The sequence below is a fragment of the Limnohabitans sp. Rim8 genome (assembly GCF_945901735.1).
GTDB lineage: Bacteria > Pseudomonadota > Gammaproteobacteria > Burkholderiales > Burkholderiaceae_C > Limnohabitans_A.
In genome coordinates this window covers 22,365-43,487 of the sequence record NZ_CAMDLM010000020.1, presented here as the reverse complement: position 1 = coordinate 43,487, position 21,123 = coordinate 22,365, and the positions used below count along the sequence as shown (strand labels likewise).

18 protein-coding genes are annotated in these 21,123 nt (G+C 59.1%); 8 read left to right on the top strand and 10 right to left on the bottom strand.

Translation table 11 applies throughout. The features are described 5' to 3' along the window. The 3 genes from Q0O99_RS11085 to Q0O99_RS11075 are packed head-to-tail and all read right to left on the bottom strand — an operon-like array spanning position 1 to position 2,536. Positions 1-537: a VOC family protein gene (locus Q0O99_RS11085; protein WP_293751357.1), complete on the bottom strand. Its 537-nt coding sequence runs from the start codon at positions 535-537 to the stop codon at positions 1-3. A 37-nt stretch (positions 538-574) separates the two neighbouring features. Next, positions 575-817 carry a DUF2783 domain-containing protein gene (locus Q0O99_RS11080; RefSeq protein WP_293751355.1) on the bottom strand — a complete coding sequence of 81 codons (243 nt, stop codon included), beginning with the start codon at positions 815-817 and terminating at the stop codon, positions 575-577. 18 nt (positions 818-835) lie between these two features. Then, a complete protein-coding gene (locus Q0O99_RS11075) occupies positions 836-2,536 on the bottom strand; it encodes an FAD-dependent oxidoreductase (protein ID WP_293751353.1) in 1,701 nt (566 codons plus the stop codon). 310 nt (positions 2,537-2,846) lie between these two features. On the opposite strand from Q0O99_RS11075, the gene Q0O99_RS11070 reads away from it, so the two are divergent. Beyond that, entirely contained in the window at positions 2,847-3,620 is a 774-nt protein-coding gene (locus tag Q0O99_RS11070; RefSeq protein ID WP_293751505.1) for a FadR/GntR family transcriptional regulator, read from the top strand. 1 nt (position 3,621) lies between these two features. Here Q0O99_RS11070 and Q0O99_RS11065 read toward each other — a convergent pair whose 3' ends face one another. Next, a complete protein-coding gene (locus tag Q0O99_RS11065; RefSeq protein WP_293751503.1) occupies positions 3,622-4,578 on the bottom strand; it encodes a tripartite tricarboxylate transporter substrate binding protein in 957 nt (318 codons plus the stop codon). A gap of 92 nt (positions 4,579-4,670) precedes the next feature. Continuing rightward, on the bottom strand, positions 4,671-5,543 hold the full coding sequence (locus tag Q0O99_RS11060; RefSeq protein WP_293751351.1) for an isocitrate lyase/PEP mutase family protein: 873 nt from the start codon (positions 5,541-5,543) through the stop codon (positions 4,671-4,673). Positions 5,544-5,612: 69 nt separating this feature from the next. On the opposite strand from Q0O99_RS11060, the gene Q0O99_RS11055 reads away from it, so the two are divergent. From Q0O99_RS11055 to Q0O99_RS11045, 3 genes are all read left to right on the top strand, one after another. Further along, complete coding sequence (locus Q0O99_RS11055) at positions 5,613-6,407, top strand: SDR family oxidoreductase (RefSeq protein ID WP_293751350.1); 795 nt, start codon at positions 5,613-5,615, stop codon at positions 6,405-6,407. Positions 6,408-6,576: 169 nt separating this feature from the next. Beyond that, positions 6,577-7,116 carry a lipocalin family protein gene (locus tag Q0O99_RS11050; protein WP_293751501.1) on the top strand — a complete coding sequence of 180 codons (540 nt, stop codon included), beginning with the start codon at positions 6,577-6,579 and terminating at the stop codon, positions 7,114-7,116. A 116-nt stretch (positions 7,117-7,232) separates the two neighbouring features. Next, positions 7,233-8,192, top strand: a complete 960-nt coding sequence (locus Q0O99_RS11045; RefSeq protein WP_293751349.1) for an oxygenase MpaB family protein — start codon at positions 7,233-7,235, stop codon at positions 8,190-8,192. Here Q0O99_RS11045 and Q0O99_RS11040 read toward each other — a convergent pair. The 3 genes from Q0O99_RS11040 to Q0O99_RS11030 all read right to left on the bottom strand — a co-directional run bounded on the left by Q0O99_RS11040 (position 8,161) and on the right by Q0O99_RS11030 (position 10,910). Continuing rightward, complete coding sequence (locus Q0O99_RS11040) at positions 8,161-8,589, bottom strand: c-type cytochrome (protein ID WP_293751347.1); 429 nt, start codon at positions 8,587-8,589, stop codon at positions 8,161-8,163. The genes Q0O99_RS11045 and Q0O99_RS11040 overlap by 32 nt on opposite strands. A 213-nt stretch (positions 8,590-8,802) precedes the next feature. Then, complete coding sequence (pcp, locus tag Q0O99_RS11035) at positions 8,803-9,468, bottom strand: pyroglutamyl-peptidase I (protein ID WP_293751345.1); 666 nt, start codon at positions 9,466-9,468, stop codon at positions 8,803-8,805. A gap of 5 nt (positions 9,469-9,473) precedes the next feature. Further along, the gene (locus Q0O99_RS11030) at positions 9,474-10,910 is read right to left on the bottom strand and encodes an NAD-dependent succinate-semialdehyde dehydrogenase (RefSeq protein WP_293751343.1); all 1,437 of its coding nucleotides are present in this window, start codon (positions 10,908-10,910) and stop codon (positions 9,474-9,476) included. A 192-nt stretch (positions 10,911-11,102) separates the two neighbouring features. Between Q0O99_RS11030 and Q0O99_RS11025 the strand changes: the two genes are divergently transcribed. From Q0O99_RS11025 to Q0O99_RS11005, 4 genes are all read left to right on the top strand, one after another. Beyond that, positions 11,103-11,888, top strand: coding sequence for a class III extradiol ring-cleavage dioxygenase (locus Q0O99_RS11025; protein WP_293751341.1), 786 nt, complete (start codon positions 11,103-11,105; stop codon positions 11,886-11,888). 996 nt (positions 11,889-12,884) lie between these two features. Continuing rightward, on the top strand, positions 12,885-13,562 hold the full coding sequence (locus Q0O99_RS11015; protein WP_293751338.1) for an ABC transporter substrate-binding protein: 678 nt from the start codon (positions 12,885-12,887) through the stop codon (positions 13,560-13,562). Beyond that, a complete protein-coding gene (locus tag Q0O99_RS11010) occupies positions 13,559-14,860 on the top strand; it encodes a cation:dicarboxylase symporter family transporter (RefSeq protein ID WP_293751336.1) in 1,302 nt (433 codons plus the stop codon). The genes Q0O99_RS11015 and Q0O99_RS11010 overlap by 4 nt, the downstream gene beginning before the upstream one ends. A 74-nt stretch (positions 14,861-14,934) precedes the next feature. Beyond that, complete coding sequence (locus Q0O99_RS11005; protein WP_367185243.1) at positions 14,935-16,332, top strand: dicarboxylate/amino acid:cation symporter; 1,398 nt, start codon at positions 14,935-14,937, stop codon at positions 16,330-16,332. Between the two features lie 45 nt (positions 16,333-16,377). Here the strand turns inward: Q0O99_RS11005 and Q0O99_RS11000 are convergent, their stop codons facing one another. Further along, complete coding sequence (locus tag Q0O99_RS11000) at positions 16,378-16,995, bottom strand: formyltransferase family protein (protein WP_293751334.1); 618 nt, start codon at positions 16,993-16,995, stop codon at positions 16,378-16,380. Positions 16,996-17,034: 39 nt separating this feature from the next. After that, a complete protein-coding gene (locus tag Q0O99_RS10995; RefSeq protein WP_293751333.1) occupies positions 17,035-21,090 on the bottom strand; it encodes a type VI secretion system protein in 4,056 nt (1,351 codons plus the stop codon). Positions 21,091-21,123 lie beyond the last annotated feature (33 nt).

Below are 21,123 nucleotides of genomic sequence, written 5' to 3'. Positions count from 1 at the left end.
TCAGCTTGGCAGTTCGGCCTCGTGCATCCAGGCCGCGTGTTTGGGGGCGCGTTTGGTTTGCGCCCACTCGTTGAGCATGTCCCATTTGCACGCGTCGAGCTGGGCGTACATCTCGGGCGTGCCCACGTCGGCGGCCAGTTCCAGGCGGTGGCCGTTCGGGTCAAAGAAGTAGATGCTCTTGAAAATGGTGTGGTTGGTCGGGCCCAACACCTCCACGCCGTTGGCTTGCAGGCGAGCCTTGGCGTCTTCCAGCGCTTGCAGGCTCTCGACCTTGAAGGCGATGTGCTGCACCCAGGCGGGGGTGTTTTCGTCACGGCCCATCTCGGGGGAGTTGGGCAGCTCAAAAAAGGCCAATACGTTGCCGCCACCCGCGTCCAAGAACACATGCATGTAAGGATCAGGAGCCTTGGTGGAGGGCACCAAGTCTTCGGCGATGGCCAGCACGAAATCCATGTTTAGGTTTTTGGCGTACCACTCGACGGTGGCTTTGGCGTCTTTGCAGCGGTAGGCGGCGTGGTGGATGCGGTCAATTTTCATGGAGGTCTCCGGTATTTGTTTTGGCTTGTCTGTGGGCTCAGTCGGTTTGGCGGGCGGCTTGCAAGGCCTCACGCAGCACGCGCAAGTCGCCAATGTGGTTGGCCAACAGCAAAATCAAGCGGGCGTTGAACGCTTCGCTTTGTTCGTCGCTCAAGCCGTTGTGGGCGTCGATCAAGTTTTCGTAAAACTCGTCACCCGGTGAAAAGTCGCGAAAAAATCGGCGATCGGCTTCATGGAAGTTGGGGTCGGTTTTGAGGGCTGTGGGGGTGTCGGTGGGCATGTCGGCTCTCACTTCGGTTCAGGCGTGTTCGCCCACTTGGCCTAAGGCACGGGCCATGGCCGCTTGCAGCCGGTCGCTGTCCAGGGTGCGCCAGCGGGCGAGCACATGCTGGTCGGGGCGCAGCAAATAGGTGGTGCCGGGTTGGGCGTCGTAGCGTTTGGCCACCAGACCTTGGGTGTCGACGATGACGTTCATGCCGGGGATGTTCAAGGGGCTTGGGGCGACGATGAGAATTGTTGGCTTGATGGGAGAAGCAATCGCGCGCAGGGGCGTGCTCGCACCATGACAAGAGACATCCGGAAGTTGCGCCAGCACATCGGGCGAGAGCGGCGCATCCACAAACAACATGACCTGAAAACCCTTGCCCACTTGGTTGAGCAACCAAGCATCTTGTCCGTTCACCTGCACGGGCGCATCGTCCATCGGCGCGCCGGGCACCATGTTGCCTTCAAACGCGTCGGCATCGGGCGTGTTGAGCACCGAGCCAGTCAAGAAAGAGGGCACCGACAGGCGACCCGAATTGACCAGCTTGCGCGCAAACGGGTGGTGCTTGGCCAGCGCCAGCACTTGGTTGCGAAAGGTCTTGCTGGTGCGGCTCTTGGGCGTGATGAAGTCGGTCGAGCGCGTCGAGTTCATGATGTTCTCATCGGCCGCAAACTGGCGGTCGTGGGCGTAGCTGTCGAGCAATTTGTCCGAGGCCAAGCCCTTGATGACCAGCGCCAACTTCCACATCAAATCGTCGGCGTCCTGAAAGCCCGAATTGGCTCCGCGTGCGCCAAACGGCGAGACTTGGTGCGCCGCGTCGCCTGCGAACAGCACGCGGCCATGGCGGAAGTCGGTCATGCGGCGGCATTGGAAGGTGTAGATGCTGACCCACTCCAGCTCAAACGGCCGGTCATCGCCCAACATGGCTTTGAGGCGTGGGATGACTTTTTCGGGCTTCTTTTCTTCTTCGGGGTCGGCGTCCCAGCCCAGCTGAAAGTCGATGCGCCAAACGTTGTTGCTCTGCTTGTGCAACAGCACGCTTTGGTTGGGGTGAAAGGGTGGGTCAAACCAGAACCGGCGCTCTGCGGGGTAGTCGGCCTTCATGATCACGTCGGCGATCAAAAAGCGGTCCTGGAACACCCGGCCTTCGATGTCCAGGCCCAGGTGGCGGCGAACGGGGCTGCGTGCGCCGTCGGCCACCACCAGCCAATCGGCTTCGATGTCGAACGTGCCTTCGGGCGTCTCCACCGTCAGCGTGGCGTGCGCATCGTGGGGCGTGACGGCCGTGACTTTGTGCTGCCAGCGGATGTCGGCACCCAGCTCCAGCGCTCGGGCGATCAGCATTTCCTCCACGTGGTACTGCTGCAAGTTGATCATGCCGGGGCGTTTGTGACCGGCGTCGGGCACCAAGTTGAACTGGTACACCTCGTCTTCTTCCAAAAAAGTGCGGCCAATGTTCCAGCTCACGCCCAAGCCGCAGGCCTCGTCGGCAATGCCCAAGCGGTCCAGAATTTCCAGCGAGCGCTTGGCGTAGCAAACCGCCCGCGAGCCGACTGACACGGTCTTGTCGTCGTCCAGTACCAGCACCTCAAGCCCCTGCAAGCGGGCATCGATGGCCGCGGCCAAGCCCACAGGCCCCGCGCCAATGACGATCAAGGCTTTGCGCTGCGGCGGCGTGGCCATCAGGTCGGCAGGCGACTTGTACGGATAAATCGGGTTGACGTTAGCACCCATGTGCGAGCTCCAGAATGGTCAAAAAGCACCCTGCGGTGCCCAGGCCGTAATTTACCATTGATAAATCAGTTTACCTAAACGTAATTTTAATGGCGTTTGGTGTTGAGGGTTCAGCGTTCAGCGTGGTGGGTTGCACGCTCAACGCCCAACGCCCAACGCCCAACGCCCAACGCCCAACGCCCAACGCCCAACGCCCAACGCCCAACGCCCAACGCCCAACGCCCAACGCCCAACGCCCAACGACACCTTGTTGACAGCACCCCGCCGCACTGCCCGTTATGCTTGGTTTTGTTTTTTGTATGACAAATCCATGGGCCCGCACTTCACCCCCGTTTCCAGTGGCGCACGCCTGTCCGACCAGGTGGCGGAGCAACTGAGCGCCGAGATCAAGCAGGGCCGCCTGGCGCCGGGCGACAAGTTGCCCACCGAGGCGCGCTTGGTTGAGCAATTTGCCGTCAGCCGCACCGTCGTGCGTGAGGCGGTGTCGCGCCTCAAATCGCTGGGTCTGGTGGATTCGCGCCAGGGCAGCGGGGTGTTTGTCAGACAGCAACTGCCCTTTGCGCCGCTGCAGTTCGAAGCCCGGCAAGCCGCATCACAAGAGGCCGTGATTCAGATGGTGGAGGTGCGCCGCGCCTTGGAGGCCGAGGCGGCGGCGCTGGCGGCCGAGCGGCGCAGCGCCAGCGACCTGCTGGCCATCGAACGATCGGTCCAGGCTCTGGAACAGGCCGTCCAGTCGGGCGGCGATGGTGTGGCACAAGACGTGCATTTCCACAGGGCGATTGCCGAGGCCACACACAACCCTTTTTTGATTCAGACCTTGGGCTACCTCAGCCAGTTCCTGCACGGGGCCACCCAGGTCACGCGGGCCAACGAGGCCCGGCGGGGCGACTTTGCCGCCGCTGTGCGCAGCGAGCACCAGGCCATTTTGCAGGCCGTGCGGGCCGGTGATCCTGTGCAGGCCCGGCAAGCCGCCGCCGCGCACATGGGCAACGCCATCGGCCGCATCCGCAACGCCGACCCGGCCTTTTGGGTGCAAGAAGGCGAGCGGCTGGCGCAGCCCCTGGTCAAAGGGCTGCAGGGCTGAATCACTCGGCCTTGATGCCCGCCGCTTTGACCACCGCCGCGTAGCGCGACAAGTCACGCGCCATGTCGCGGCCAAAGCGCTCAGGGCCGCCTGGGCTGGCGGTGATGCCCAGGGTGTTCAGGCGCTCGCGCACCGCGGGGTCGTTCAGCACGGCGTTCAGCTCGGTGTTGAGCTTGTCCACAATCGCCCGGGGTGTTTGGGCCGGGGCCAGCAAGCCGACCCAGGAGTTGATGTCGAAATCGGCCACGCCGCTTTCAATGAAAGTGGGCACATCGGGCATGGACGGGGCGCGTTGCGCGCTGGACACCGCCACCGCATGCAGCTTGCCCGCCTTGACGTGTTGAATGGCACCCGCCACGGCGGTGTAGACCAGCGGGATGGAGCCGCCCATCACGTCGATCATGGCCTGACCGCCGCCTTTGTAGGGGATGTGGGTGAGGTTGGCGCCGGTGCGCTGCTTGAGCAATTCGCCGGCGATGTGCGGCGTGCCGCCTGTGCCGGAAGTGCCGTACGACAAACCGCCTGATTGTGTTTTGGACAAAGCGATCACTTGTTGCAGTGTCTTGGCGGGCACACCGGGGTGCGACACTAAAATCAAAATGGCGTCACCGATCTTGCCAATCGGCGCGAAGTCTTTGGCGGTGTCAAAACCCACTTTGGGAAACACATGCGGGTTGATCACCAGTGTGCCGTCAAAGCCCAAGAGCAAGGTGTAGCCATCGGGCGCGGCCGTGGCCACCATTTGGGTGCCGATGTTTCCCGAGGCGCCGGGCTTGTTGTCCACGATCACCTGCTGGCCCAAGCGCTTGGACAGCTGCTCGGCGATCAGCCGACCACTGGTGTCGGTCACGCCACCCGTGGCAAAGGGCACCACCAGGCGGATCGGTTTGGCAGGGTAAGCAGCTTGCGCAGCAGCCGTGCTGGCGCTCAGGGCCAGACCGCCGAAAGCCGCTGCCATCAGGGCTGCGTTCAAAGTGGTTTTGAGCCATTGGCGGCGGGGGGTTGAGGTCTTCATGGGCATCGTTGTCTCCTGGTGGTTTCAGAGGTGAATCAATCGGTCTCGGCGTAGCGCTTTTCGAAAGCCCACACGTCTTCAAAACCCATGAGCCGGGTCAGGTCGGCGAAGTCATAGAGCGGCGTGCTGCCCTTGGCAGATGAGCCCGTCTCTTTGAACTGCTGGTACACCTGCGTCATGGCCTGTACACCCGCCAACAAGGCGGTGACGGGGAAGATGGCGATCTTGTAGCCCAACGCTTCAAGGTCTGGCTTCGTCAGCACCGGGGTCCGGCCTTTTTCGACCATGTTGGCCACCAGCGGCAGGTCAAAGCTTTGGCCAATGCGGCGCATTTCATCTTCGGTCTCGGGCGACTCGACAAACAAAATGTCGGCCCCCGCCTTGGCATAAGCCTCGGCCCGGCGCAGCGCTTCATCGAGGCCCAGCGTGGTGCGAGCGTCGGTGCGGGCGATGACCAAAAAGTCTTTCGACGCGCGCGAGTCAACGGCCACCTGGATCTTGCGTACCATGTCGGCCGTGGGGATCACGCGTCGCCCCGGGGTGTGGCCGCATTTTTTGGGGAACTCTTGGTCTTCGAGCTGGATGGCGCAAGCGCCCGCCGCCTCATAGCCCTGGATGGTGTGGCGCATGTTGAGCAAGCCGCCGTAGCCGGTGTCGGCATCGGCAATCAGCGGCGTGCGGGCCATGCCCGCCATGGCGGTGACGCGGCCGACCATGTCGCTGTAGGTGGCCAGGCCCGCATCGGGCAGGCCCATGTGCGAGGCCACGGTGCCGTAGCCGGTCATGTAGAGCGCATCAAAGCCAAAACTGTCGGCCAGTCGCAGCGAGACCATGTCAAATACACCGGGGGCGACCACCAGACCCGGTTGGTTCAAACGCGCACGCAGGGCAGAGGTTTTGGTGTTCATGGGGCAAAGGAAAAAGAAGGGTGTTTAAATCACGAAATCCAAAATGTCATTTCATCAGAAGAGTCCCCCATGAATCTGCACCTAAGCGACAAGCATGTTTTGATCACTGGCGGCAGCAAAGGCATTGGCCTGGCTTGCGCTCACGCCTTTCTGGAAGAAGGCGCGAAGGTCACGCTGGTCTCGCGTGACGCGGCCAACCTGAACAATGCCCTGCAAAAACTGCATGTCCATTTTCCGGCCGAGCGCATCCACACAGTGGCGGCCAATTTGCGCGATGCGGCGCATGCCCTGGCGGCGCTGAACTCGGCCGAAGCCGCGTTTGGCCCGGTCGATGTGTTGGTCAACTCGGCTGGCGCGGCCAAGCGCACGCCCGCACCCGAGCTCACGCCCGAGGCCTTTGCCGATGCGATGCAGGCCAAATACTTCACCACCATCCACATGCTCACCCCCACCATCCAGCGCATGGCTGCGCGCGGCCAGGGCACGGTGGTCAACATCGTGGGCAATGGCGGCAAAGTGGCTAGCCCCATCCACTTGCCTGGCGGTGCGGCCAACGCGGCTTTGATGTTGGTGAGCGCGGGTATGGCCGCGGCTTACGGGCCACAGGGCATTCGGGTGAATGCGGTCAACCCCGGCCTGACCCTGACCGATCGCCTGCAAGAAGGCATGGTGGCCGATGCGCGTATCAAAGGGATCGGCACCGATGAAGCCATGGCGCAAGCGGTCGCCAAAATTCCCTTGGGCCGCATGGCCGAGCCCGAAGAAATAGCCCACGTCGTGCTGTTTTTGGCATCCATCAAAGCCAGTTACGTCACCGGCATTTGCATGAGCATGGACGGTGCGATGAACCCGATCGTGGTGTAACCGACCGACCCGGTGCGAGCGCTGTGGCAAGCTGCTTCGCAGCGGCCCAGACGCCCTGCGATACCCCCGAAAGGACCCCACCATGAACCCCACCCTCAACCCTGCAACCCGACCGTTGAACGCGCCACACCGACGGGCCTTCCCAACCGTTCATTCCGCCCTGACCTGCATGGCTGGCGGATGGCTGGCCCTGACCCTGAGCGCCTTCACGGCCATCGCCCCAGCACATGCCGAACCCGCGCCTTTGCAAACCGTGCCCTCGGTAGATGTGCCGCGCTACATGGGCACCTGGCACGAGATCGCCAAATACCCGAACTGGTTTCAGAGGAAATGCGCCAGCAGCACGCAGGCCACCTACACGCTGCAAGCCGATGGCCGGGTGCAGGTGCTCAACCGCTGCAAAACCGACAAAGGCGAATGGACCGAGGCGATGGGGGCAGCACGCCAAATCGGCGGACCTAACTCTCCACGGCTCAAGGTGCGCTTTGCCCCCGAATGGTTGTCGTTCATTCCGCTGGTCTGGGGCGATTACTGGGTCATCGACCTGGACCCGAACTACCAATGGGTGGTGGTGAGCGAGCCGAAACGCGAGTACCTGTGGATTTTGTCGCGCACACCGCAAATCCCTGCGGCCATTTACCAAGATCTTTTGGGCAAACTGCACGACCGCGGCTTTGACCTGAAACGGATCGAACCCAGTCGGCCCTGAGCTAAGGGATTCGAGCAGGGCCACCGCGTGCAGGTGCAGCGGTCCAGGTCATTGCCCTTGGTCCTGCAAGACTGCGCCGGCTGAACCACACTGGGGTTTTTCCAAACCTGCAGGCCATGGCCAGTTTTTCATTTTTTCAATCCCCTTGGCGCACGCAGCTGCAAACGCACCTGGAAGCGCAGATCAAGGACCAACTGGGTCAGCGCGTGCGGGCCATGACCGGGGCCACGGGCGATGCGCGCGACTTTTTGCAACCTGCGGGCGACCCCGGCCTGTTCGGCCCCGACTCGGCCGCTTGGCAGGTGCACGCCCAATTTGTGGCCATGATGACCGGGGGCTTGTCGTCGCTCATGTTGCAAGCCCTGCACCCCCGCGCTTTGGCCGCTGTGTGGGACCACTCCAGCTTTCGCACCCAACTGCAGGCGCGCTTGGGGCGCACCGCCTTGTTTGTGGCCACCACCACCTATGGCGGCACCGCTGCCGCCTTGCAAACCATTGAGCGGGTTAACCGCATCCACGCGCACATTCGCGGCACGCTGCCGGACGGCACGCCCTATGTGGCCAACGACCCGGAGCTCATCCGCTGGGTGCACCTGGGCGAGACCACCAGTTTTTTGCGGGCCTACCAAGACCTGTCGCTTCAGCCTTTGCGCACGGACAGGCAAGACCTCTACTTTGCCGAAATGGCGCACATCGGCGAGCGCCTGGGCGCGCACGACCTGCCTCTGACGCGCCACCAAGCCTTGAGTCAGCTGCAAGCCTTTCGGCCCGAGCTGCGGGTGGACGAGCGCACCCGAGAGACGATTGCGCTGATCGAAAACTACCCGTGTGCCCCCTTGGACCGGCCCTTGGTGAATTTGATCGTGCGGGCCGCGTTTCAGATGCTGCCCGATTGGGCGCTGGAGATGCTGGGGCGCGAACGCAGTTGCGCTCTGGAGCAAGCCGCTGTGCGCACGGCCTTGCAAGGCATGGGGGCCTCGCTGGCCTGGGCTTTTGCCGACACGGGGGTGGCCGCCCGTGCCCACCAGCGCATGGCGCCTGAACTCAAGGCTGTTGGATCGTCTCCAAGTATTTGAGTAAAGACACGATGCGGTTGCGTGCCGACCACTCAGCGGTGCGTGGTGAGTCGCTGGGGTGGGTCAGGGCACGGGCTTTGAACTCGTTCCCCCACACTGGCATCTCGCGCGAGCCATGAGGGCCGCCTTCACCAGACCAGCGGCCATCGATCACTTCCCACATCAGCTCTTGTGGAAATGTTCCGCCATGGCGTTGCGCAATGGTGGTCAGGTCAGATGGCGGCTTGACCAAAAACGAGTGCACTGGGCCGTCGCCTTTGCCGGAAGCCCCGTGACAGCTGGCGCAGTTGTCCTTGTAATCGGCGCGGCCCAGCCCGACCGAAGTCTGTGCCCAAGAAGAGGCGGTGATGCTGAGAACGCTGGCAATCACGCAACGGCAAATGCTTTGCTTGTCCATGTGGGCTCCTGTTGTTCTATGAGAGCCTCATGATCGTGATAACTGCAGCCAGCGTCTGTGCGTTGGCACGCCAAAACCCGAGGACAGGTCTACCCGTTTGCATGTGATGGGTTCTGGCGCACAGGCGGTACCCTTGATGAACAGCCCCCTTGATGAACAGCCCCTTTGTAGAAGCCCGCCCCGTGGGCGATGGGCGTGGAACACGCCCTCAATTCAGCTCAAAGTGCCGCCACTGATGGTCGCATCGCCCAAGCCCTGCTGCCGATGCGCCACCAGCACTTTCAGGGCGTGCTGCGCCGCCGCGATCTGAAGGCTGGCAGGCCAGCTGGGCAGGGTAGGGCCCTTCCAATGCGCGGCTTGTTCGGGCAACAGCGGCAGATGCACAAAGCCGCTGAGCACGCCTTGCCCCGCCAGCGCGTGCTGCAGGGCATAAAACACTTGGTTGCAGACAAAGGTGCCTGCCGTTTGCGACACCGATGCCGGGAAGCCGCCATCGCGCAAACCCGCCACCAGCGCCTTGATGGGCAAGGTGCTGAAGTAGGCTGCCGGCGCTCCAGCCACCACGGGCACATCGATGGGCTGCGCCCCCGCGTTGTCGGCGATGCGCGCATCCATCACGTTGATGGCCACGCGCTCGACCGAGAAATCGCAGCGCCCCTCGGCCTGGCCCAGCGCCAGCACGATGTCGGGCCGGTGCTGCGACAGGGCCTGCTGCAAGGCGGGCAGCGCCTGCACAAACACACAAGGCAGCTGCACCGACACGACCTGAGCTCCCTCCAGCGCCAAGCCATTCAAAGCACGCGCCACCTCCCACGACGGGTTGAGGCTTTGCCCGCCAAAGGGTTCAAAGCCCGTGACCAGGATGCGCACCACGGCCATTTTCTTCAGGCGTTGAAGATCGACACCGTCTTGGTGTTCAGGTAGGCCTCCAGCGCCTCGGGGCCGCCTTCGGAGCCGTAGCCCGAATCCTTCATGCCGCCAAAGGGCAGCTCGGGCCAAGGCGCGGCGGGCTGGTTGACCCACAGCATGCCCACGTCCAGGCGTTGGTTCAGCAGGTGCAGGGTTTTCATCGAGTTGGTGAACGCGTAGCCGGCCAAGCCAAAGGGCAGGCGGTTGGCTTCGGCGATGGCGTCTTCGATCTTCTCGAAACTGCGGACCGCAGCGATGGGGCCAAAGGGCTCGTTGACCACCACATCGGCGTCCAGCGGCACATGCGACAACACGGTGGGCGCAAAAAAGTTACCCTGGGTGCCGATGCGCTCGCCACCGGTCAGCACCTTGGCACCTTTGGCGCGGGCGTCTTGCACGATGGATTGCATGGCCGCCAAGCGGCGCTCGTTGGCCAAGGGGCCCATTTGGGTGCCTGCAGTCAGGCCGTCGCCCACCTGCAGCGCTTGGGCTTGCGCGGCAAAACGCTCGGCAAATTCATCGGCTATGGCGTGGTGCACCAAAAAGCGGGTGGGCGAGATGCAGACCTGGCCCGCGTTGCGAAACTTGGCCGCACCCGCAGTCTTCAGGGCCAAACCGATGTCGGCGTCTTCGGCCAGGATCACCGGGGCGTGGCCGCCCAGCTCCATGGTCGCGCGCTTCATGTGCTGGCCCGCCAGTGCGGCCAGTTGCTTGCCCACGGGGGTGGAGCCGGTGAAGGTGATTTTGCGGATCAGCGGGTGCGCGATCAGGTAATTCGAAATCTCGGCAGGGGTGCCATAGACCAGGCCGATCACGCCCGCAGGCACGCCTGCGTCGTGGAAAGCGCGGATCAGCTCGGCTGGGGCTGCAGGCGTTTCTTCTGGCGCTTTGACGATGATGGAGCAGCCGGTGGCCAGCGCGGCGGACATCTTGCGCACGGCTTGGTTGATCGGGAAGTTCCAGGGCGTGAAGGCGGCCACAGGCCCGACGGGTTGCTTGAGCACTTGCTGCTGCACGTTGATGTTGCGGGGCGGCACGATGCGGCCATACACGCGGCGGCCTTCTTCGGCAAACCACTCGATGATGTCGGCCGCCGACATGGCTTCGACCTTGGCTTCGGCCAGGGGCTTGCCTTGTTCTTGTGTGAGCAGCTCGGCGATTTGCGGGGCACACTCGCGCATCAGCGCGGCGGCTTTGCGCAGGATGGCGCTGCGCTCGTTGGCGGGGGTGTCGCGCCAGATTTCGAAGCCCTTTTGCGCGGCCTGCGCGGCACGCTCCAGGTCGGGGATGCCCGCATGGGCCAAGCGACCGATTTCGATGCCGGTGGCGGGGTTGAACACGGGCAGGGTGCGGCCACCCTCGGCATCGCACCATTGGCCGTTGATGAAGAGTTGGGTGTTGGGGTAGGTCATGTCGTGTTCCTGAATTCGAGGGGGTGGCGGTGAAAAAAATAGAGGCCTTTGGCCATGGGCAAATTGTGGCCGCATTTTGCGGCAAGTTGGTCAAACCCGAGACAGACAGAGAAGTGTCCGTTGCATTGGCCTAAAGTCGGGCACCTCAAAGCCACATTTTGAGAGCCAAATAGGAAGAACCAAATCAACGCCATGCACACACCTTCATCCGTTTTGTTTGTCCCCCATGGCTCGCCCATGTTTGCACTGCACCCCGGTGCCGCAGGCGCGGCCATGAGCGCACTGGTGCCCCAATTGGGCGCCCTGCGCGCCATTGTGGTGGTCAGCCCGCACTGGGAAACCGCTGTGCCCACGGTGGGCTTTGCCACCCGACCCGAGACCATTCACGACTTTGGCGGCTTCGACCCGCGCCTGTACGAGATGCAATACCCCGCCATGGGCAGCCCCGAGGTGGCGGCCCAGGTGGTCAGCGCGCTGCAAGCGGCAGGCTTTTCTGTGGCGCATGACGCCCAGCGCGGCCTGGATCATGGCGCCTGGACGCCGCTGCGCCAGATGTTCCCCGAATCCGAAGTGCCCGTGGTGCCCCTGTCGGTGCAAAGCCACTTGGGCCCCGAACACGCTTACCGCGTGGGTCAGGCGCTGGCCCCTTTGGCGCAGCAGGGCATTTTGGTGCTGGCATCGGGCAACATCACCCACAACCTGCGCGATTTGATGGCCGTGCGCATGCAAGGTGGCGCCACGCCCGCCTATGTGCAGGACTTTGCCGACTGGATCCACACCCACATGACGGCCCGTGATGTGCCCGGTCTTCTCGCTTACCGTCAGCAAAGTGCAGGCCAGCGTGCCCACCCCACGGATGAACACCTGCTGCCGTTGTTCACCGCATTGGGCGCGGCGGGACCCGATGCACAGCCCGAGGCTTTTTTCCGGGGCATCAGCGACCACGTCATCGCCATGGACGGCTACGCCTTTGTCTGAGACATGGAGCATTGGCGGTTTGAGCGGCTTGCTGACTGCCGCGTTGATGCGGTTGGCTTGATCGGCGGGAACGCCTGCAGGGCCAAGGAAGCCAAACCAGAATCAAACGGGTAGACCGGCAAACCGCTTTCGGCCATCGCAGGCAAGTCGGGCAGTTCTTTGCTGCGCTTCGGTGAAGTCACGTCCAGTAAGCGGATTTGAAGCCCTGGGTGACCCTTTCAGGGACCATGAAACATCAACGATGCCGATGACAATTCCGTCATCAAGCCATGCACTTTCTGCCATGACAGGCATCAAGTCAACCTCTTATGCGGGTCTGAGCGGTTTTGATTTGATTTGCTTGTTCAAGTGTTTAATCCAAGACCCGTAATGATCAAAATTATTTTTGCCTCAATGTAACAAAGCGCATGTCAAGTTTGATATTCATATTTTAATGTTTATATTAAAAATATATAACAACCTAAGTTATATTTTTAATTTCAATATATTCCTTCAGAAAGCATCTAGGTGCGCAAAAACGCCATGCAAATTCAATTGCGAAACGGGCTCATGCAAGAGAATGGCCTACGGGTGCCGTGACGACAAGCTGTTTGAAGGGGGATCTGGCAAAGGCATGAGCAGAGATATTTCTAATTTACCTACTCAATGAATGGATTTATCAGCGATGCTTTTGAGTTGAACAGGCAGGTTTTTGGAGGTAAAATCTGAAGTATTCAACGAGTTGAAGCTCCCCCACCAATCATTATCAAGGCACACAAGAAGATGACTTTTTCCAATATGCCAGCGATTTTCATTTCCTCGCGATTTTCTCTGGTTTTAACCCTTGTGCTGAGCTTCTTCATGGCCAGCGCAAATGCCCAGAAACCCCCTTCGGCAACTGAAAAACCTGCAGCCGCCACAGAATCTCGGGGCAGTTATTTGGTCAGCGTCCCGGGCGGGGGGCGCGCTGCGCCAGACATTGCTCGTATATTGAATCGGGGTGAATTGATTGTGGCCATGGTGGCCACCGACACGCCGCCCTTTTTCTCTGAAGTCAACGGTGTCATGGTCGGCATTGACATCGACTTGGTCAATGAAATTGCGGCCGAATTGAAAGTTCCCGTGCGTTACGAGCGCAGTGCCAAAACCTTTAACCAAGTGGTGGAGGTGGTGGCCGATGGCAAGGCCGATTTTGGCATCAGCAAACTGGCGCGCACTTTGGCACGCGCCAAAATGGTCAATTACACCATCCCCTACATGGGCATCAAGCATGCGTTGTTGGTGAACCGTTTGGGTTTTGCCAAAATTGCCAAAGACCGCCCTGCGCCCCAAGTCATTCGTGAGTTCAACGGTACTTTGGGGGTTTTGGCAGGTGCGTCTTGGGAGGAGTTTGCACGCAAGAACTTCCCCAAAGCAGAAATGGTTCGCTTCAAAACTTGGGAACTGGCGGTTGAAGCGGTCAAGCAAGGCAAGATCGTGGCGGCTTACCGAGACGAGTTCGAGGTCAACACCGTCTTCCAAGAAGACCCCAAGCTGACCCTGACCTTGCGCACGATCACCTTCAACGACCTGGAGTCTTCGCTGGCCATGCCTGTCGGCATCAATGACCGTGCCCTGTTGGGGTTCCTCAACGAATTCATCTCGCTGCGCGCTGAGAAGCCCTCTATTGAATCCATTATGAAAGCCATGAAATGAGCACGGCCATTCCCGCACCGCAGTTATCCTTGCAAAAATTTGTCGGCATCACCACCACGCCTTGGGCCGTGTTGGGGTGTTTGATTTTTGGCGGATTTTTAGGCACCCTTTTTCCTGAATTTTCCAAACCCCTGTCGGTCGTTGGCAGCGTCTATGTCGACCTGCTGACCATGATCGTGATGCCTTTTTTGGTTTCGTCTGTGATTTTTAGCTTGCAAAAGCTCTTCCGCGAAGGCGGTGCAGGCAAGGTGTTGGGCCGTTTGGTCACGGTCTTTTTGGTAGCCACTTTTGCCACGGCCTTGCTGTCCACCGTGGCCGCCAACGCGGTATCACCTGGCTCGTACATGTCAGATTTGGACCGCGAAACCTTGGGCAAAATCGTTGGCAAAGAGTCTGACGGCAACAACACCGTGATGGCCTTGCGGACGTTGGAGGAGCCCAAGAAGGACGTCACCCTCAAAGACGTGATGAATTCGTTGATTCCCTCCAATATTTTTGCCTCGCTGGCCAACGGCGAGACCTTGAAAGCGCTGATTTTTGCCTTGTTGTTTGGCATGGCTGCGGGTCAAGTGCCCACGCGCATCTCTGATGGTTTGAACCAAACCCTGGAAACCATTTACGGGGCCTGTCAAACCTTGACCAAATGGATCAACATCCCCCTGCCCATTGTGCTCATTTGCTTGTCCGCCAGCCAAATCGCTACGACCGGCCTGGAATCCATCTTGGCCATGGGCAATTTTGTCCTGAGCTTCAGCGCCATCGTGACGGTATTTTTGTTGATTTGCCTTTTGGTGCTGCGCTTTCGCTCAGAAATGCCCATGGGCAAAGTCATCAGCAGTCTCAAAACCGCTTTTGCCCTGGCCGTCGCCACCAACAACACCGCCACTTGCATGCCCGCCATGATCGATGGCATGACCAATGGTTTGAATTTCACCCGCAGCCGGGTGGAACTCTTGGTGCCCTTGGCCGCCTCTTTGATGCGCGCCGGGGCCGTGACCTATTTTGTCTGTGCCACCCTCTTCATTGCCGACATGTACGGCCGAAGCATCACCATGAATGAGTTGGGGATGTTGGTGGCCTTGGCCGCCATGGCCGGCTTTGCCACCGCGGGCATGACCGGCGTGGTCACGGTCGGCCTGGTGGGCACGTTGTGTACTTACCTGGGTCTGCCCTTTGAAGCGGCCTTCATTTTGTTTGTGGCGGTGGATCCGATTTGCACCATTTTCCGCACCTCGCTCAATGTGATCGGCAGCTGCGCCGCCATTTCAGTGATTTGCCCCACCCCACTCAAACTCTAAAGACCGGGTATCCATGCTGGTGACGAAGATTTCCAACGGGTCGCAAACGCCGCTTTGAGGCGTGTGATTACACTTTGTTTTCCAATACTTCCCGCATCCTGCAGCACCCGCTCTTTCTCTTGGTATGTGCGGCCATGGGCGGTCTGCTTGGCTATGCTTGGCCCGCAGCCAGCCCCACGCTGGAAGGGCTGGGCTATGTTTATCTTTTCTTGCTGGAGATGTGCGCCATCCCTCTGATCATGGTGGCCGTGGTGCTTGGGCTCAAGCAAATGATCAGCCTGCCCAATGCCTCAGTCAGGCTGGCTGGCATTTTGATCACCGGACTTGCTGCGGTATTGTTGGCAGGTTTGTTAGGCTCTTTTGGTGCTGCCGCCCTCATGGGCAAAGAAGTTTTGTCAGACAGCCAACGCGCCGTGCTGGGCGAATTCACTTCTTTGGCGGCACCCGCACTGGAAATCAGTCTGCGCGGCGCACCAGAAACAGCCAGCACGCACAACGTGCTCCAAGAATTGGTGCCCTCCAATCTTTTGATGGTTTTAGCCCAAGGCAGTGTGCCGGCCATTTTGTTGGGCTCGCTTTTGTTTGGCATTGCCTTGGCCCAACAAGTCGGTTCAAACTCCAAATCATTTTTTGGTACCTTGGAGATGATTTACCGATCCCTTGAGGTGTTGATTGACAGAATCAACTATTTGCTGCCATTGGCCGCCCTGTCTTTTGCGGGGGCCTTGACGGGCGCTAACGACAGCAAACTCATCGCATCCATTGGCGGATTCTTATGGCCTTTTCTCAGCTTGTCTTTCGTTCTGACCGGCTCGATCTTGGTTTTGATTGCCCATCTCAGTGGGCGCAGTTTGAGTGCCGTGCTGAAAATGATGATCAAGCCCATCACCACCTCCATGATCTCGCCTCTGCCCACGGCAGCAGTGCCCAATTACATCGAGATCATGAGCAACCAATTGGGGTTCACCCGCGCCATTTCAGAACTGGTGGCCCCCATTTCTCCTTATTTCTTTCGAACCGGAGAGGCCCTGTTTTTTGGCATGTTAGGGGTTTACCTGTCGCGCGTTTACAACCACGCCTTGCCGCCGATGGAGTTGGTCCAAATTGGGCTGTTGGCGGCCACTGCGGCTTTTGTCAGCGTGGGCTCTTTTGGCATCGCGCCGGTGTTGCTCAGTTCGGTGATGCTGGTGGCCTTAGACTTGCCACTCGAAGGCATTCTTCCCGCACTCCTGGCCATCGAGGTCATCTGCTCGGGCGTGCGCAACGTGGTTTCGTCCCTTTGCGCCTGTGGCCTGATTGCCTTGGCCTCAAAAGGCCTGGTTCGACGCAGCGCCGACGAACTCAGTGATTTGAAAAGCACGCTGATCATGGCGGTCTTTGACCGCAAACTGATGTGGGCCAGCTTGGCGCTGACCCTGTTGGCCTTGACCCTGACCTTCCTGACCGGGGTAGGTGTAGGCATGCGGCGTTGAACTCGCCTGAAACCGATGGGGCCGCCCTGCCAGGCACCACTTGATTCAGGCGATCAGCTTGAGGGTTTGCTCAAACGCAAACTTGGCCACCAGGGGCGACGTCATTTTGTGCAGGTCAATCACTGAGGCGTTGGGCGGAAAGCCTATCCGTTCAGACATGGCCACCAGTTTTCCGGTGTCAAATCCGTCATCCACAGCGTGGTATGCCACCTGTGTATGGGTGTGGCCATCGTCTTTCAAGGCTTGAAACGGGTTGGGGCCTGCGTACATCGAGGGCCAACGGTCGGCGAGGCAGGGGTGCAAGTTGAAAAATCCGAAACGCGGAAATGAGAACAAGCGTTGATCGATGCGCTGCCCGAATGTGGCCGAAATGCAAATATCCGGACGCCATTGCTGCTCATAGCGTTCATAAAAAGCCGCCGTCTTCACACGCTCTTTGTGAACCGGCAATCCATGTTTTTGCGCCAATTGCTCAACCATCAACTCCTCGTGCACTTCATGCGGGTACTGCCAAAGCCGCTTGTCCCTGCTGACGAAGGTTTGAGTCGGGTCGTCCGTGGCCACGCCGACCACCTCAATGCCGTGACGGGCACCCCGGTATAAAAACTCGTCCAACACGCAAAAACCTCGGTAAAAACTACCAAATATGACGAGTCTGATCATAAAACCTCTATGACAAGTTAAAAACTACGGTGCCCAGCATCAAGGCGAAGTCCAATCCGCAACCGTGGCGGGAAACACATTGGGCCAAGCCAGCAAATTGCGTTTGCCAACGGGACTGATGCCCAATTTGACAAATACTTTGGCCCTGGACTCAACGGGCATTTGCTGTGGACTGGCCCCCTTGGTTGAAACCGGGAATTCAAAGCGCAGCAGCTGTGAACGGTTGTCTCTTTGCGTGCTGGAGGTGGGCTCGCGGTGTTTGGCGATGAAACTCAAAAGCGCCCAGGGGTCAGAAAAACGGTAGCTGACCACCTTGTCATCCACTGCCATCCAAGGCTGCAGCAAATCGGGCATGGTTTGGGTGGGGCTATCTTTGGCAATGCGCATGGACAGCTCAATGTCTTTGCCTGGCTCCCAGCGCAAAGGCTTGGCCAGATCGCGTTGGCGCAACACCTGACCGCCGATGGTCAAGCGCCATTCGATGATTTTGTTGCCGTCGACCTCGTTGGCTTGGTTGGCCCTGAATTCGATCGAAACGTCATAGCCCGGTGTGGCGTTGTCGTCCGTTTCAAACAAGGGTGTCATGAAGGCACGCACTTGCTCCATTTGCTCGGCACTGCGTAAAACAGAAGCACTGTAAGCGGGTTTGGTGTTTTTGGATTTTTCAGGCCACAAAAGAACGGCCCGGGTATACAACTTCAGCACCGAGGCGATGGTGATGGCGTCTGCGGCCGTGCGACCTTGGGCCGCATTGAAAGTGCCTGTGGTGAAAGGTGAATTTCCAGCCAAATCACGATTGAAAGCTTCAGCAAAATTTGACCAAGCCGTCTGTTGTTCGATCGCACGCAGTTCACCGCAACGGCGTTGCAAGCCGCCTTGCATCTGCTGCAAGCGCTCTGAAAAAATGTCTCCGTCGTTTCGACCCACGGGCTTGACGCTGATCTTTTCGGCACAGTTCTTCAACTCAAGGTCCAAAGCACCGGCTTGCACAAACTGCTCTAAGGCCAACAGGTTGCTGCTCGGACTCTTGCTGCGGTAACGCTTGAGGTCTTTCACAATGCCTTGCCAGCGCCTGACCAACAAGCCTGAGGACTGGCTCTGCGAAATCAGGGGTAACAATTTTTCAGCTTCCTTGGACATGCCATCCAACAGGCTTTGCTGGTCGGCCACATAGCTGGACAGCGCCAAGGAATCGGCTACAGCAAAAGCCTGCAACATGGGATTTTTTTCACCCAACCAGCCTTTAAAATCTCTTTCTCGCACCAGATAAACCTCTGAGCGAAGCAGCACGTCGTCCAAGTCCCTCAAGCGCGCCATGGCGTCGTCCGACATCAATGCTTGCAAATCATTGGCCGCGGCTTTGTTGCCCATCTCCAGCAAAGCCGTTTGGATTCGGCTCAAGCGGCTACGTTCTGACTCTCCGCCCAAAACCGAGGCGCTGCCTCGGGGCATGGGCACCATGGCTTGCGTCAACAAGCTGGACATGTGAGCAGAGATCGCTTGCCTGACCACGCGGTCAATTTCCGAGCTGACGGCGGCTGGAAATTTGGGCAACAGGTCGGTTTGGAACTTTTTGCGCATGTCTGCCATGAGCAAGACTTTGTCTAACTTGGACTCATCCCAATTGATCATCGACTGCGTGCCCACCATGGGCAGCTTTTTCTGAATGGGGGTGTTCAAGTAGGACTGATTCAGCAAAACTGCCAGGCTGCTGCTCAAGGCCGCTCTCTCTGGAGAAAAGGCCCATTTGTTGTCTTTTTCTGACCAGGCCAAGCCATTGCCTAAACCGGGACTTTCTGACTCACGCAAGCGGGCCCACTCTCCGGCAAAAAGGGCGTATTGCTCATGGCCCTGCGCGATCATTTTGGCCAATGGTTCCGGCCCGATCAATGCAGATGTTTGAGCTCTTTGCATCAAGTCATCAAAGGCCTTGCCCAATTGCATGGTGGATTTTTGCATCCAAACGCCCTTGCCTGGCGTCATCAACTCATCTTGCAACTGCAAATCTTCCAGCAGCGACTTCAAGGACTGAATGCTCTGTTGCGTATCCAAGCCTGTGGAAGAGCCATCGACCAGCTGATTTAAGCGCTCAACGACCACATTTTCGGTTATCAGCAAATCATTTTCTACGAACAATTTTTGACGGATAGCCTTGAGTGACAGCTCCAAAGAGCAACTGGCTGCAGCCTGCATGGGCGCTAAAGCGATAGGCGGGAGGTTGCCAGCGTATTTTCTAAACAACGCGGCTAAACGATCTTCGTTACCCAAAACATCAAAACCCAACAGTGTTTTCATGATGAGTTTTACGTCTGCCCCGGCAGGCCGTTGTTTCACATCCGACAGTCTGGCTCTGGCCTGCAACACGCGGTCCAATGCTTCAACACGCGTCATGAATTGGAGCGTGGCGGAAAACTCAGCCAGCTCTTCCACGGAAAGTCCAGAGCTGGTTTTGTTGCCCACCAGCTCGTTCCATCCCGCAGGAAGGGTGCAGGGCGCGTTTTGAATCAACAAGCCTGTCGACGGATCCGTCGCAACCCCCGTTAATTCAGACAAGCGTGCATCCAAACCCAAGTGCACAGGCTTGAGGGCACTCTCCATGAAACTTTGCTCAATGCGCGCTTGCAATTTATCCTGAATCGGGTCGAAATAAGACAAAGACCCCGGCATGAAGAACGACACCAATTTGCCCGAGTCGATTTGCGCCAACAAGGACAAATCTTCCATGTCGCGGCGTTGATCAGCAGGCGCGTCAGAGGGCTTAAAACCACCTTGCCCAGCGCTGGTATTCATGCGCGAGATGGCCGCCACCATGTCGCTGACTTGGGTGTCGAGGCGAAAACTGCTGTAGGCCAGTCCAATGCTCCAAAAGCCAACCACGCCCACGCCCAGCCAGCGTGCCGTGCGGTTGATCATTGGCCGCTTCATGCGTTGGGTGGAGCTGGGTCGCACCAGGCCCGTCTCAGCGAAAACCTTGCGCTCGAAAATGTCTTTCAAGAAGGCTGGCCTCACGCCCCAGTCTTGCCCAACCAGCGCGCTCAAAGGCTCAGCCCCATCCAGGGCCGACATGTCGAGCGCCAGCTCGGAGGCGGTGGCCTGCGTTGCTTCGGACTGCGCACGCAACACCACGCTGTCGCTGCAATCGCCCGTCAAATAAAAACCGCGCAATATGAAGGGCTCGTGGTACGCGCTGGGTCGCATCAACTCATCGGCGAACAATTTCAAACCACCGCGCAAGCGTTCAACCGCGCTGGGCAGCAGGAAATAACTGGCGCTGTCTTCGCCCGGCAACTCCAAAGCGCTCATCTCTGCCGACGCATCGGACAAAGAAGAGACAACCGCATTCATCGCCTCGTCTACCCAAGACGATTGGTAAGGTGCCGACAGTTCATAAGGTGTTGACCAACCCAAAATGCTGCTTCTCAAAGCGTCTGGCAAGCCCGATGCAAAGCGTGAGAAGCCCGCCACTTGATCGCAATCGGACACCACCAAATAAATTGGAAACCGCAGCGCAAATCGGTTTTGCGCCAACCACAAGCGCCGGTGCAGTGATTTGGCCGTGGCCACCATCTCCAGCAATGCCTGTGGGTCATCGCGCAACAACAAATGGGCCGAAACCGACAACACCACCGAATCAAATGGCCGATCAGGCCGGTAATCACGGCAAAGCCCAAGAAACTCGTCCCAGGTTCGATGGTCTGAATCATCGCCCTCTGTCGAACCCAATGACTCCGCTTGCAACTGAACCGCAATGCCTTTGTCAAAAAAGTTCCAGGTCATGCCCTGGGCCGCGGCCTTCATGGACGCATCGGCGCTCAGGGCGCTTTGCAATCCCGACTGCACCAAGGGCAGGCCTTCAGAGCCGCCTTTTTCATTGATGACCAACACCCAGGGAATGTTGTAACGCTCGGCACGCGAGACCACATTGGTCTCAATCAACTCGACCGCATTGCGAAAAGACTGTTTCAACGAATCCACGCTCAACAGCGCGATTTGGCTGCTTTGGGGTTTCTTGGCCTCGTCGGCTCCGCGCACAGCGGCCCAAACCACCACGCCCAAAAGGATCAGTACAACAACAATGAGCCCCAGCAGGGTCATGATTGCCAAGTTGTCAGATAAAAAATTCAGCAC

Bases quoted from the DNA above. Each gene is read 5' to 3' on its own strand.
- Q0O99_RS11025 (WP_293751341.1), top strand. From the start codon at position 11,103: ATGCACACACCTTCATCCGTTTTGTTTGTCCCCCATGGCTCGCCCATG.
- Q0O99_RS11075 (WP_293751353.1), bottom strand. From the start codon at position 2,536: ATGGGTGCTAACGTCAACCCGATTTATCCGTACAAGTCGCCTGCCGAC.
- pcp (WP_293751345.1), bottom strand. From the start codon at position 9,468: ATGGCCGTGGTGCGCATCCTGGTCACGGGCTTTGAACCCTTTGGCGGG.
- Q0O99_RS11085 (WP_293751357.1), bottom strand. From the start codon at position 537: ATGAAAATTGACCGCATCCACCACGCCGCCTACCGCTGCAAAGACGCC.
- Q0O99_RS11010 (WP_293751336.1), top strand. From the start codon at position 13,559: ATGAGCACGGCCATTCCCGCACCGCAGTTATCCTTGCAAAAATTTGTC.
- Q0O99_RS11030 (WP_293751343.1), bottom strand. From the start codon at position 10,910: ATGACCTACCCCAACACCCAACTCTTCATCAACGGCCAATGGTGCGAT.
- Q0O99_RS11040 (WP_293751347.1), bottom strand. From the start codon at position 8,589: ATGGACAAGCAAAGCATTTGCCGTTGCGTGATTGCCAGCGTTCTCAGC.
- Q0O99_RS11045 (WP_293751349.1), top strand. From the start codon at position 7,233: ATGGCCAGTTTTTCATTTTTTCAATCCCCTTGGCGCACGCAGCTGCAA.
- Q0O99_RS11000 (WP_293751334.1), bottom strand. From the start codon at position 16,995: ATGATCAGACTCGTCATATTTGGTAGTTTTTACCGAGGTTTTTGCGTG.
- Q0O99_RS11055 (WP_293751350.1), top strand. From the start codon at position 5,613: ATGAATCTGCACCTAAGCGACAAGCATGTTTTGATCACTGGCGGCAGC.
- Q0O99_RS11080 (WP_293751355.1), bottom strand. From the start codon at position 817: ATGCCCACCGACACCCCCACAGCCCTCAAAACCGACCCCAACTTCCAT.
- Q0O99_RS11065 (WP_293751503.1), bottom strand. From the start codon at position 4,578: ATGGCAGCGGCTTTCGGCGGTCTGGCCCTGAGCGCCAGCACGGCTGCT.
- Q0O99_RS11050 (WP_293751501.1), top strand. From the start codon at position 6,577: ATGGCTGGCGGATGGCTGGCCCTGACCCTGAGCGCCTTCACGGCCATC.
- Q0O99_RS10995 (WP_293751333.1), bottom strand. From the start codon at position 21,090: ATGACCCTGCTGGGGCTCATTGTTGTTGTACTGATCCTTTTGGGCGTG.
- Q0O99_RS11015 (WP_293751338.1), top strand. From the start codon at position 12,885: ATGGTGGCCACCGACACGCCGCCCTTTTTCTCTGAAGTCAACGGTGTC.
- Q0O99_RS11060 (WP_293751351.1), bottom strand. From the start codon at position 5,543: ATGAACACCAAAACCTCTGCCCTGCGTGCGCGTTTGAACCAACCGGGT.
- Q0O99_RS11070 (WP_293751505.1), top strand. From the start codon at position 2,847: ATGGGCCCGCACTTCACCCCCGTTTCCAGTGGCGCACGCCTGTCCGAC.